This is a genomic window from Roseomonas sp. GC11 (assembly GCF_024437745.1).
Taxonomy (GTDB): domain Bacteria; phylum Pseudomonadota; class Alphaproteobacteria; order Acetobacterales; family Acetobacteraceae; genus Pseudoroseomonas.
Window position 1 is genome coordinate 1 of sequence record NZ_JANFNY010000117.1, and the last position, 11,036, is coordinate 11,036.

At 73.1% G+C, this 11,036-nt stretch carries 12 protein-coding genes, 2 tRNA genes and 1 pseudogene; 7 read left to right on the top strand and 8 right to left on the bottom strand.

The window, feature by feature from the left end:
* The 3 genes from NON00_RS22575 to NON00_RS22585 all read right to left on the bottom strand — a co-directional run.
* The coding region (locus NON00_RS22575) for a GTP-binding protein (RefSeq protein ID WP_256025030.1) at positions 1–182 on the bottom strand (182 nt) is incomplete at its 3' end.
* A gap of 76 nt (positions 183–258) precedes the next feature.
* Positions 259–332 (bottom strand) — tRNA-Gly (locus tag NON00_RS22580).
* A gap of 105 nt (positions 333–437) precedes the next feature.
* Positions 438–520, bottom strand: a tRNA-Tyr gene (locus NON00_RS22585).
* Between the two features lie 482 nt (positions 521–1,002).
* On the opposite strand from NON00_RS22585, the gene rlmB reads away from it, so the two are divergent.
* From rlmB to NON00_RS22605, 3 genes are all read left to right on the top strand, one after another.
* Positions 1,003–1,701, top strand: coding sequence for a 23S rRNA (guanosine(2251)-2'-O)-methyltransferase RlmB (rlmB, locus tag NON00_RS22595; RefSeq protein WP_256025040.1), 699 nt, complete (start codon positions 1,003–1,005; stop codon positions 1,699–1,701).
* Between the two features lie 355 nt (positions 1,702–2,056).
* Entirely contained in the window at positions 2,057–2,293 is a 237-nt protein-coding gene (locus tag NON00_RS22600) for a hypothetical protein (protein ID WP_256025031.1), read from the top strand.
* 62 nt (positions 2,294–2,355) lie between these two features.
* Positions 2,356–2,577, top strand: a complete 222-nt coding sequence (locus tag NON00_RS22605) for a hypothetical protein (protein ID WP_256025032.1) — start codon at positions 2,356–2,358, stop codon at positions 2,575–2,577.
* A 112-nt stretch (positions 2,578–2,689) separates the two neighbouring features.
* Here NON00_RS22605 and NON00_RS22610 read toward each other — a convergent pair whose 3' ends face one another.
* The gene (locus NON00_RS22610) at positions 2,690–3,697 is read right to left on the bottom strand and encodes a tripartite tricarboxylate transporter substrate binding protein (RefSeq protein WP_256025033.1); all 1,008 of its coding nucleotides are present in this window, start codon (positions 3,695–3,697) and stop codon (positions 2,690–2,692) included.
* Between the two features lie 166 nt (positions 3,698–3,863).
* On the opposite strand from NON00_RS22610, the gene NON00_RS22615 reads away from it, so the two are divergent.
* The 4 genes from NON00_RS22615 to mobA all read left to right on the top strand — a co-directional run bounded on the left by NON00_RS22615 (position 3,864) and on the right by mobA (position 7,070).
* A complete protein-coding gene (locus NON00_RS22615; protein WP_256025034.1) occupies positions 3,864–4,010 on the top strand; it encodes a hypothetical protein in 147 nt (48 codons plus the stop codon).
* A gap of 312 nt (positions 4,011–4,322) precedes the next feature.
* Positions 4,323–5,642 (top strand): 4-aminobutyrate--2-oxoglutarate transaminase, encoded by a 1,320-nt coding sequence (gene gabT / locus NON00_RS22620; RefSeq protein ID WP_256025035.1) that lies wholly within the window; start codon positions 4,323–4,325, stop codon positions 5,640–5,642.
* Positions 5,643–5,649: 7 nt separating this feature from the next.
* The gene (locus tag NON00_RS22625) at positions 5,650–6,333 is read left to right on the top strand and encodes a hypothetical protein (RefSeq protein ID WP_256025036.1); all 684 of its coding nucleotides are present in this window, start codon (positions 5,650–5,652) and stop codon (positions 6,331–6,333) included.
* A 119-nt stretch (positions 6,334–6,452) separates the two neighbouring features.
* A complete protein-coding gene (gene mobA, locus NON00_RS22630) occupies positions 6,453–7,070 on the top strand; it encodes a molybdenum cofactor guanylyltransferase (protein ID WP_256025037.1) in 618 nt (205 codons plus the stop codon).
* Positions 7,071–7,116: 46 nt separating this feature from the next.
* Here the strand turns inward: mobA and NON00_RS22635 are convergent, their stop codons facing one another.
* The 4 genes and pseudogenes from NON00_RS22635 to NON00_RS22650 all read right to left on the bottom strand — a co-directional run bounded on the left by NON00_RS22635 (position 7,117) and on the right by NON00_RS22650 (position 10,887).
* Positions 7,117–7,665, bottom strand: a complete 549-nt coding sequence (locus NON00_RS22635; protein ID WP_256025038.1) for a hypothetical protein — start codon at positions 7,663–7,665, stop codon at positions 7,117–7,119.
* 238 nt (positions 7,666–7,903) lie between these two features.
* Positions 7,904–8,107, bottom strand: a complete 204-nt coding sequence (locus tag NON00_RS22640) for a heavy-metal-associated domain-containing protein (RefSeq protein ID WP_256025041.1) — start codon at positions 8,105–8,107, stop codon at positions 7,904–7,906.
* 3 nt (positions 8,108–8,110) lie between these two features.
* Positions 8,111–8,491, bottom strand: a pseudogene (gene cueR / locus NON00_RS22645) (Cu(I)-responsive transcriptional regulator); the annotation flags it as partial.
* Positions 8,488–10,887: a heavy metal translocating P-type ATPase gene (locus NON00_RS22650; protein ID WP_256025039.1), complete on the bottom strand. Its 2,400-nt coding sequence runs from the start codon at positions 10,885–10,887 to the stop codon at positions 8,488–8,490. The pseudogene cueR and the gene NON00_RS22650, both read right to left, overlap by 4 nt.
* Between the last annotated feature and the right edge of the window lie 149 nt (positions 10,888–11,036).

The window sequence follows — 11,036 nt, forward strand, 5'->3', positions numbered from 1 at the left end:
ATGCCGCGGGCGCGCTCTTCCGGCGCCTTGTCGATCTGGTCATAGGCCGTGAAGGTGGCGCCGCCAGCCTTCGCCAGAACCTTGGTGATCGCCGCCGTCAGCGACGTCTTGCCATGGTCGACGTGGCCGATCGTGCCAATGTTGCAGTGCGGCTTCGTCCGCTCAAACTTAGCTTTCGCCATCTATCGGTCACCCTGTCGGTCCAGCGCCGATACCGGCGCAACATCCGGCCCATGGCCCACCGCCCGCTCCACAGACTGGAGCGGGTGACGGGAATCGAACCCGCACAACCAGCTTGGAAGGCTGGGGCTCTACCATTGAGCTACACCCGCACCGCGCAGCCGCCGCAGGGGCGTCAGCGCCGTGGCGCCTCCAGCCGGGAAGGATTTGCCCCGGCCACCCGGCACCCCTGATGAAGGTCGCCGGCAGGCCGGATATGGAGGGGGTTGGATTCGAACCAACGTAGGCGTGCGCCAACGGATTTACAGTCCGTCCCCTTTAGCCACTCGGGCACCCCTCCGTGCTATCCCGGCCGGCGGGAGCGCGGCGGACTATCCGGTTTTCACGGCCAATGTCAACGCGCCCCGCGCATTCTTTTGCAAATTCTCTCACGAATTCTCGCGCTGGGCGCTTGCTTCAGCCCGCCCGATCCGCAGGATGCCCCCCATGTCGCGCCCCCCTCGCCGGCCGGAAGGCCCGCGCCGCCCCTCCCCCTCTCCCCAGCCGCACCACGCCGCCCATCCGGGCAAGACCCCCGCCGGCAAAGCCCCCGCCGGCAAAGCCCCCACCGGCAAGGCACAGCCGGGCCGCCCGCCGCGCGGCACCGCCCCCGCCGAGGGCGATTCACGCCCGCCGCGCCACGCCGCCGAGCCCGCCCACACCAGCGCTCACACCGGCGCCCCCACCCCGCGCGGGCGTGGCCCGCGCCCCGGCGCCCAGCCGCATCCCGAAGCCGCCGCCCCGCGCGAGCGCGCCGAGCCGAACACCCTCTGGCTCTACGGGCTGCACGCCGTCGCCGCCGCCCTGGCCAATCCGCGCCGCCGCCTGCGCCGCCTGCTGCTGACCGCCGAGGCCGAGGCCACCCTGGCCGAGCGCCTGCCCAAGCCCTGGAAGCTCCAGCCCGAGCGCGTCGAGCGCAGCCGCTTCCAGACCTTCCTGACCGAGGATGCCGTCCACCAGGGCGCCGCCCTCCTCGCCGAGCCGCTCCCCCCCGTCGCGCTGGAAGACGCGCTGGAGGCCGGGCAGAAGGAGGGACGCAGCACCGTCCTGCTGCTCGACCAGGTGACGGACCCGCGCAATGTCGGCGCCATCCTGCGCTCCGCCGCCGCCTTCGGCGCCGCCGCCGTGGTGATGCAGGACCGCAACGCCCCGCCCGAGACGGGCGCCATGGCCCGCGCCGCCGCCGGCGCCCTCGACACCGTGCCCGTGGTGCGCGAGGTCAACCTCTCCCGCACCATCCAGACGCTGCAAAAGGCCGGCTACTGGGTCATGGGGATGGATGGCGAGGCCCGCGCCACCCTGGCCGAGACCAAGCCCAAGGACAGGCCCTCCGCCCTCGTCCTCGGCGCCGAGGATACCGGGCTGCGCCGGCTCCAGCGCGAGAACTGCGACGAACTGGTCCGCCTGCCGATCCGGGCGGAGATGGAGAGCCTGAATGTCTCCGTCGCCGCGGCCATCGCGCTCTACGAACTCGCGCGCTGACAGCCGGGCCCGTTCCATTGAGAGGGGCTTTGCCCCTCTCAAACTCTCCCCACCAAAGGCCTGAGGCCTTTGGAAACCCATTTGTTGGTTCCCACTGATGGCGGGTGCAGGGGACCCTGTCCCCTGCCCAAGGGAAAGAAAGGGGGGTTGAGGGGGCAAAGCCCCCTCAAAGCCAAGGGCGCGGCGCTGTTTCAGACCGCCCCCGGCTATTTTTTTACCGCGTTGGTGGCCACCGGCCCACGCGATTCATTGGGAGTTAACGGGAAGCGGGCATCTTGGGACCAACACCGGCCCAGTCAGGCTCAAACCCAGTCAGGCCCAAACCCAGCCAGGACGGCACATCCAGGACCTTCCCATGTCCTCACGCCGTCCCGTCTCCTGGCATGACTTTTCCGATCAACAGCAGCTTGCCCTCTCGCAGGAAGCGCTGCGCCGGGCCGCCGAAACCCTCGCCAGCCACGCCGAACTCCTGGCACGCGAAATGGAGGGCGGCGCCCTGATCGACCAGGGCGGCCCCGATGCCCTGCGCCTCTTCGCCCATGTGATCCGCGCCACCAGCGCCGACGCCTTCGGCCCCGTGCTGCGCGCCTGATCCCCTCCACCCCGCCGCCGCCGCCCTATCGCCACGCCCCTCTCGACGAAGAGGCGACCACCATGACCACCCAGACCGCCGCCACCGGCCTCATCATCCTGCCCGCCAGCCGGGAGCGCGAACTGCGCGACTGGGCCAGCCGCCACGATGTGCAGCTGGCCTTCCGCCCGCTGGAGGATTTCCTGCCCGGCGAAGGCACCGGCTCCATCGTCGCCATCGCCCGCGACCCTGAGGCGCAGCGCATGCTGGCCCAGATCGGCGACGCCGACCACGCCGCCGCCTAGCGGCCCGTCCCCCAGGGTCTATTTCCCCGGGTCCATTCCCCCGGGGCTCCCCAGGACTGGCCGGCGGGCCCGCACAGGATGACAGGGCCGCCGCCCCTTTCCCTGATTCCACTCAGTCAGGGCGCAGATTGCCCTGCCGCACCACCAGCGCCCAGCGCTCGGCATCCGCCTGGATGCGCCGCGCCAGCGCCGCCGGCGGCTCCTCCAGCACCTCCACCCCCAGCCCGGCCAGACGCTGCGCCACATCCGGCCGCCGCAGCGCCGCCTGCCCCGCCGCCGTCAGCTTCGCCGCCACCTGCGGGTCCAGCCCCGCGGGCGCCACCAGCCCGTGCCAGCCCGTCGCCGCCAGGCCACGCAGTCCGGCCTCGTCCAGCGTCGGCACCTCCGGCAGCGCCCCCGCCCGCGCCTCGGACGACACCGCCAGCCCGCGCAGCCGCCCGGCCTTCACCGCATCCGCCACCGCGCCGATATTGATCCAGACCGCCTGGAGATGCCCCGCCATCAGGTCGTTGACCGCCAGCGCGCCACCACGATAGGGCACATGCGTCCAGCGCACCCCGCCCGCCTGCTGCACCAGCTCGCCCAGCAGGTGGGAAAGGCTGCCATTGCCCGGCGTGCCCACCGCCAGCCCATCCGCCCGCGCCGCCGCCAGGAAGCCGCCCAGGTCGCGCAACGGCGACTCGGCCCGCACCACCAGGATCTGCGGCACCGCCACGCCGGGCAGGATCGGCTCGAAGGCCCTCAGCGGGTCATAGGACAGGCGCGGGAACAGCGCCGCGTTGATCGACAGGCTGTCCGACCCGGCCAGCAGCGTATAGCCATCGGGCCGCGACCGCGCCGCCGCCTCATAGCCGATATTGCTGCCGCCGCCGGGCATGTTCTCCACCTGGATGGTCTGGCCCAGCGCCTCCCCCATGCCGCGCGCGACGAGGCGCGCCACCACATCCTGGCTGCCCCCGGGCGCGACCGGCACGATCAGCCGCGGCGGCCGCTCGGGGAAGGCGGCGGGGTTGTCGCCCTGGGCGCGCGCCAGGCGCGGCGCCGCCAGCACCCCCGGCACCAGGGCCAGCGCCGCGGAATGGCGCAGCAGGCGGCGGCGAGTCAGAAGATTCTGCGTCATGTCCATGTGGTTCCAGCAGCGCGAGACAGGGAGACACCGCCCGGAAGGGCAGCCCGCATGGCCTGCCCAGGGCAAGATCCACACGAGGCCAACGGCATTCTCCGCTGGATATCGCGTATAGCCGGAGTATAATAACATTTGTCAAACGTAATTCGGGATATACCCCATGCAGGATCTCCAGGACGACCAGACCGCCCCGGCCTGCGCCTTCGCCGCCCCGCCGCCGCCCGAGCTGGACCTGACCGCCCTGCTCAGCCTCGCCGGCAGCCTGCTCGCCGTCGTCGTGCTCGCCCTCGGCGGCCATGCGGCCTGAAAGAGCGTAGGGACATGGCCTTTGAGAGGGGCTTCTCCCCTCTCCGCACCTGCGCGGCAGCGCCGCGCAGCCACCAAAGGCCTGAGGCCTTTGGAAACCCATCCGTGGGTTCCCCCTGATGGCGGGTGCGGGGGGGTCCTGCCCCCGGCCCAAGGCCACCCGCGCGGAGCCTCCAGGGCTTTGATCGCAAGGCGATATCGCGGTGTGAAAAGCGCCGCGCGCGGGCTGCTTTTCCGCCCGCGCGGCCTTGCGCCCCGCCGCCCCCCCGGCGCATCGTGCCGCCCGCACTCAGGATAGTGATGGAGCAGGACGATGGGCGTGACGGCAGCCGACAGCAACGCGGCTCTGCAGGCGAGGCGCGAAGCGGCGGTGCCGCGTGGCCTCGGCATCCAGATGCCGGTCTTCGCGGCCAAGGCCGAGAATGCCGAAGTCACCGATATCGAGGGCAAGCGCTATATCGACTTCGCCGCCGGCATCGCGGTGCTCAACACCGGCCACCTCCACCCCAAGGTGAAGGCCGCCGTCGCCGCGCAGCTCGACAACTTCTCCCACACCTGCATCCAGGTGATGCCCTATGAGGGCTATATCCGCCTGGCGGAGCGGCTGAACGCCCTCGCCCCCACCCGTGGCCCCGAGCGCAAGACGGTGTTCTTCACCACCGGCGCCGAGGCGGTGGAAAACGCGGTGAAGATCGCCCGCCACCACACCGGGCGCAGCGGCGTCATCGCCTTCTCCGGCGCCTTCCACGGCCGCACCCTGCTCGGCATGGCGCTGACCGGCAAGGTCGTGCCCTACAAGGCCGGCTTCGGCACCCTGCCCAACGACGTCTACCACCTGCCCTTCCCCGTGGCCTATCACGGCAAGGAAGTGGCCCAGACGCTCGAGGCGCTGGAGACGCTGTTCAAGGCCGATATCGACCCCAAGCGCATCGCCGCCATGATCATCGAGCCGGTGCAGGGCGAGGGCGGCTTCTATGTCGCCCAGGCCGAGCTGCTCGCCGGCCTGCGCCGCATCTGCGACGAGCACGGCATCGTCATGATTGTCGATGAGGTGCAGACCGGCTTCGCCCGCACCGGCAAGATGTTCGCCATCGAGCATTCCGGCGTGCAGCCGGACCTCATCACCATGGCGAAGTCCCTCGCCGGCGGCTTCCCGCTCTCCGGCGTCACCGGCAAGGCGGAGATCATGGACAGCCCGCAGGCCGGCGGCCTCGGCGGCACCTATGGCGGCAACCCGCTGGCGCTGGCCGCCGCCCATGCCGTGCTCGACATCATCGAGGAGGAGGGCCTCTGCGCCCGCGCCACCGAGATCGGCGACCTCATCACCACCCGGCTGCGCGAGATGCAGGCGACCAACAGCCTGAAGGGCGTCATCGGCGATGTGCGCGGCCTCGGCGCCATGGTGGCGATGGAGCTGGTGGCCGGCGGCGACGCCAACCGCCCGGACCCGGACCTGGCCAAGGCCCTGGTCGCCCGCGCCGGGCAGAAGGGGCTGATCCTGCTCTCCTGCGGCGTGCGCGGCAATGTCATCCGCTTCCTGGTGCCGCTCACCGCCGCGGATGCGCTGATCAACGAGGGGCTGGACATCCTGGGCGACGCGCTGCGCGAATGCGTCGCCGAGCGCGCCGCCTGACCTGCCGATGCGCGGCCTGAAGCGCGGGCTTGGCTGGCTCTTCGGGGCCGCCTGGCGCGGGGCCTTCCTGGCCGCCGCCGGCTATCTCGGCGCGCGGGTGATGGCGGGGGGCGGGGGCACCACCCCCCTCCCCTTCGCCCTGGCCATGCAGCGGCTGGATCTCGGGCGCCTGGGCGAGGTCGCCCTGCAAGGGGCGCTCGGGCTCATGGCCCTGGTGCTCGTGCTGCGGCCGCTGCCGCCCGGCCCCTGCCGCGCCATCCTGGGCGGCATGATCATGGGCGCGGCCGCCGTGCCCGTCTTCCACCAATCCACCCTCTTCGTGCTGCACCAGACGGCGCGGCTGGTGCCGGAACGTGGCTTCCTCTTCGCGCCGCTGCCCTTCCTCGCCGATATGCCGGCCCTCTACGGGCTGATGCTGGCCGGCGCGGCGCTGGGCGGCGTGCTCGCCCTGCTGCTGCGGCTGGTCTGGGCGCTGCCGGATCTGCTGATGGGCTTCCTGTGGGGGGCTGGGCTGCTCACCCTGCTGCACGGCACCTTCCCGCGCGTGCCGGGCTTTGATTCGCCCTGGTGGATGTGGCTGGTGATCAATGGCGGCTGGGGGTGGGGGGCAGCCTTCCTCATGCGCCCCCTCGCCCTGCGCGGCGCCGAGGATGCCGGGCGGGAACAGGACCGGCCGGAACACGCGATTTAGGGGTGGGGGGCTCCACCTCCCCAAACGAAAAGAAGATTCTCTGGGGAGGCTCCGCCTCCCCAGACCCCTCCGCCGGGGGGACAGGGTCCCCCCGGACCCCGCCATCAGGGGATCGTCACATGCGGGCTGAAACATTGGGGGTGGTGCTGGCGGGGGGGCTCGCCCGGCGCATGGGCGGGGGGGATAAGCCGCTGCGGCTGCTCGGGGGGCGGCCCATGCTGGCGCATGTGCTGGAGCGGCTGCGGCCCCAGGTTGGCGCGCTGGTGCTGAGCGCCAATGGGGCGGCCGGGCGTTTCGCCGCCTGGGGGCTGCCGGTGCTGGCGGATGGCGAGCCGGGGCACCCCGGCCCGCTGGCGGGCATCCTGGCGGCGCTGGACTGGGCGGCGGAGACGCGGCCAGACCTGCCCTGGGTGGCCTCGGTGCCCGGCGACTCGCCCTTCATCCCGCTGGATCTGGTGGAACGGCTGCACGCGGCGCGGGCGGCGGCGGGGGTGCCGCTGGCCTGCGCCAGCTCGGCCGGCCAGACCCACCCCCCCATCGCCCTGTGGCCCGTGGCGCTGCGCGCCCCCCTGCGCGCCGCCCTGCGCCAGGGCGAGCGCCGGGTGCTGCGCTGCATGGCCGGCTTTGGCTATGCCACCGCCGAATGGCCCACCACCCCGCGGGACCCCTTCCTGAACATCAACACCCCGGACGATCTTCACACCGCGGCGAGGCTGCTGAGCGGTTCTTCTTCCTGAAAAAGTCTTTTTGCTTCTTTTTCTTCAGAAAAAGAAGATTCTTCCTTTACCCTAACGGGTTATCCGACAGCCGCGCGAATGGCCCATACAGATCGCACAGATCCTGGGTGATGCTGAGCTTGCGGTAGCGCAGGGCAGAGAGGGGATCATTCGGCTGGACGGCGAGCAGGTGGCGGCCGCCCTTGTCGAGGAAGAGGCGGTGCGGATAGGCGTCGCCGCGATAGATCACATAGGTATTCCGCGCCTCGGCCACATCATTGCCGAGGTCGTCCAGGGCCCAGCGCCGCCAGGTGAGGGCCCAGCCCTCCTTGGTGCGGCTGAGGGCACGCGGGTCCATATCGGCGGTGCGCGAGAGGAAGTCGCTGTATTGCTCGGCGAGTTCCTTCAGGTCGTCGCGCAGCCGGGCGACGATGGGGTTGAGGATTTCCTGCTGCGCCGGCATGAGCGGCGGCGTGAGATGCACATCCGAGCCGCCATAGCCGGTGAAGCGCGCCTGGTTGTAGTCGGCCAGGGGCGAGGGGCTGCGCCGCCCGCCGGGTGGCACGGTGCCGCCGCCCTGCTCCGGTTGATGGGGGTTCTTCCACAGATTGCTCATGCCGCGCCCACCTTTTGCCGCGGCGGGGGCGGCCGGCCCCCGCGCGGAGGGTGTCTTCGCATCTCGCGGTGAAGAATCCGTATGCGCGGCGCTCCTCCCCGCCTCCGGGTGGCCTTGGGGGGGAGAGACCCGCAAATGGGTTTCCAAAGGCCTCAGGCCTTTGGTGGGGAGAGTTTGAGAGGGGCGAAGCCCCTCTCAAGACCGCGCGCCCTCCTGGCCCTGGCCCCCAGGCTTTTCCTCAGGCGGCGACGGTATAGCCTTCCTCGGTGATCAGGGCGGCGACGCGCTCGCGCGGCAGGGCGGTGGTGGCGCGGACGGTGCCGGTCGGCAGGTCCACCGCCACTTCGGCGGCGGGGTCGGCGGCGCGGATGGCCTCCGTCACGGCGCGGGCGCAATGGCCGCAATCCATGCCCTGCACGGTCAGGGTGAGGGTTTCGCTCATCGGTTTCTCCAGTTCGTCAAGGATGGGGCAATCGGGGCGGCCATCGCCATGGCAATGGGCCGCGAGGTGGCGCAGGGAATGGGCCATGGCCTGCATGGCGCGGGCCTTGGCCTCCAGCGCCGCCACATGGTCGAGGGCGATGCGCCGCACATCGGCGCTGGCGCGCCCGCGGTCACGCCACAGCGCCAGCAGCCGGCGCACATCCTCCAGCGGGAAGGCCAGGGCGCGGGCGTGGCGGATGAAGCGCAGCACCGCGAGGTCCTGCCCGTCATAGTCGCGATAGCCATTGGCGAGGCGGCGGGGCACCAGCAGCCCCTCCTCCTCGTAATGGCGGATCATCTTGGCCGAGAGGCCGGAGCGGCGCGCCGCCTCGCCGATATTCATGGCTTCGGCTTCCACCCCGCCAGCAGCAGGGCGTTGGACAGCACGGCGACCGAGGAGAACGCCATGGCCGCCCCGGCCAGCGCCGGGGAGAGCAGGCCGAGCGCCGCCAGCGGGATGCCCAGCGTGTTGAAGCCGAAGGCCCAGGCCAGATTCTGCCGGATCTTGCGCAGGGTGGCGCGGGTGATCTCCAGCGCGGCGGGCACCAGGGCCGGGTCCGGGCGCAGCAGCACCACGGGGGCGGCGGCGATGGCCACATCCGTGCCGCTGCCCATGGCGATGCCGAGATCGGCCGTGGCCAGGGCGGCGGCATCGTTCACGCCATCCCCCACCATGGCGACGCGGTGGCCCTCCGCCTGCCAGGCGGCGATGCGGGCGGCCTTCTGCTCCGGCAGCAGGCCGGCGGCGATCTCCTCCAGGCCGAGGGCGCGGCCCGCCGCCGCCGCCGCCTCCGCCGCGTCGCCGGAGAGCATGGCCACCGCCACACCCTGCCCCACCAGGGCCGCCACCGCCCGCGCGGCGCCGGGGCGCGGCGCGTCCTCGAAGGCCAGCAGGGCCAGGGCGCGCGGCGGCGCCACCTGCATCAGCCAGGACAGGGTCCGGCCGCTGGCGGCCTCGGCGGCGGCGGCCTCGGCCAGGGGGGCGGGGTCGGCGCCGCTTTCCGCCAGCAGCCGGGCGCTGCCCAGGCGCAGGGCGAGGCCCTCCACCACCCCCTCCACACCCCGGCCCGGCAGGGCGCGGAAGCCCTCGGCCACGGGCGTTCCCGCCACCTCCGCGCCCGCCCCCATGCCCGCCCCCATGCCTGCCCCATGGGCGGCCAGCACGGCGCGGGCCAGCGGGTGCTCGCTGCCCGCCTGGAGCGCGGCGGCCTGGGCCAGCGCGCCCTGCCAGGTGACGCCCGGCGCGCTGTGCAGCACGGCGAGGCGCGGGCGCCCCTCGGTCAGCGTGCCCGTCTTGTCGAAAGCGACCAGGGTGATGCGCCCCGCCTGCTCCAGCGCCGCGGCGTCGCGCACCAGGATGCCGGCGCGGGCGGCGGCGCCGGTGCCGGCCATGATGGCCGCCGGCGTCGCCAGCCCCAGCGCGCAGGGGCAGGCGATGACCAGCACCGCCACGGCATGCAGGATGGCCTCCTCCGGCGTGCCACCGGCCAGCAGCCAACCCAGGAAGGCCAGCGCCGCCACCGCCAGCACCACGGGAACGAAAATGGCGCTCACCCGGTCCACCAGCTTCTGCACCGGGGCGCGGCTGGCCTGGGCCGCTTGCACCAGCGCCGCCACCTGGGCCAGCCGCGTCTCGCCGCCCACCGCCGTGGCGCGCAGCACCAGCCGCCCGTCCAGCGCCACCGTGCCGGTGGCCAGGAGATCGCCGGGCTGCTTCTCCACCGCGCGGCTCTCGCCGGTCAGGGCGCTTTCATCGACGCCGGCGGCGCCCTCCTCCACCACGCCGTCGGCGGGGATGCGCTCGCCGGGGCGGACCACCACGCGGTCCCCCACGCGCAGCAGGGCGGCGGGGATCTCCTCCTCCCGCCCGGTGGCATCCAGGCGGCGGGCCTGGCGCGGGCGCAGCGCCAGCAGCGCGGCGATCGCCGCCCCCGTCGCCCGCCGCGCCCGCCCCTCCAGGAAGCGGCCCAGCAGCACGAAGGCGATGACCACGGCGGAGGCCTCGAAATACAGGTGCTCCTCGCCCCGCAGCAGCAGGACGAGGGAGAGGCCGAAGGCGGCGCTGGTACCGATGGCGACCAGCAGGTCCATATTGCCGGTGCGCGCGCGCAGCGCCGCCCAGCCGGCGCGGTAGAAGCGCGCGCCGAGGCCGAATTGCAGCGGCGCCGCCAGCGCCACCTGCCACCAGGGCGCGGGCATCCCATGGACGCCGAAGCCCATCGCCACCATCCCCACCAGGAAGGGCGCGGCCAGGGCGAAGGCCAGGGCCAGTTCCAGCCCCTCCCGCCGCGCGCGCGCGGCCTGGGCGGCGGCGGCGGCGGCGTCATCGGCCTCGGCGGTGGTGACGCGGTAGCCCGCCTTCTCCACCGCCGCCGCCAGCACAGCCGGGTCCAGCCCGGACAGGACGCGCAGATGCGCCTGCTCCCCGGCCAGATTCACCCGCGCCTCCAGCACCCCGGGCACGCGGGAGAGCGCCCGCTCCACCCGCCCGGCGCAGCTGGCGCAGGTCATGCCGCCAATGCCGAGATCCAGCGCCGATTCAGCGAGGCCATAGCCAGCCTGCCGCACCGCCGCGGCCAAGGCCGGCAGGGGGGCGGTGCCGCCGACCTCGGCGCGCTCGGTGGCGTAGTTCACCCGCGCGGCCTCGACACCCGGCACGCGGGAGAGCGCCCGCTCCACCCGCCGCGCGCAATGGGCGCAGGTCATGCCGGTCACGGGGAGGGAGAGAGCATCGGACATGCCGTATCAGATGGGGCCTCCCCTTATGGGAAGGTCAAGGGGGCGCCGTGAAAACACCCGCCGCGCCCCGGCGGGGGGGGGGGGGGGGGGGGGGGGGGGGGGGGGGGGGGGGGGGGGGGGGGGGGGGGGGGGGGGGGGGGGGGGGGGGG

Coding starts and splice junctions, on each gene's coding strand:
- NON00_RS22600 (WP_256025031.1), top strand. CDS start 2,057: ATGTCCTCACGCCGTCCCGTCTCCTGGCATGACTTTTCCGATCAACAG.
- NON00_RS22605 (WP_256025032.1), top strand. CDS start 2,356: ATGACCACCCAGACCGCCGCCACCGGCCTCATCATCCTGCCCGCCAGC.
- NON00_RS22610 (WP_256025033.1), bottom strand. CDS start 3,697: ATGACGCAGAATCTTCTGACTCGCCGCCGCCTGCTGCGCCATTCCGCG.
- NON00_RS22615 (WP_256025034.1), top strand. CDS start 3,864: ATGCAGGATCTCCAGGACGACCAGACCGCCCCGGCCTGCGCCTTCGCC.
- gabT (WP_256025035.1), top strand. CDS start 4,323: ATGGGCGTGACGGCAGCCGACAGCAACGCGGCTCTGCAGGCGAGGCGC.
- NON00_RS22625 (WP_256025036.1), top strand. CDS start 5,650: ATGCGCGGCCTGAAGCGCGGGCTTGGCTGGCTCTTCGGGGCCGCCTGG.
- mobA (WP_256025037.1), top strand. CDS start 6,453: ATGCGGGCTGAAACATTGGGGGTGGTGCTGGCGGGGGGGCTCGCCCGG.
- NON00_RS22635 (WP_256025038.1), bottom strand. CDS start 7,665: ATGAGCAATCTGTGGAAGAACCCCCATCAACCGGAGCAGGGCGGCGGC.
- NON00_RS22640 (WP_256025041.1), bottom strand. CDS start 8,107: ATGAGCGAAACCCTCACCCTGACCGTGCAGGGCATGGATTGCGGCCAT.
- NON00_RS22650 (WP_256025039.1), bottom strand. CDS start 10,887: ATGTCCGATGCTCTCTCCCTCCCCGTGACCGGCATGACCTGCGCCCAT.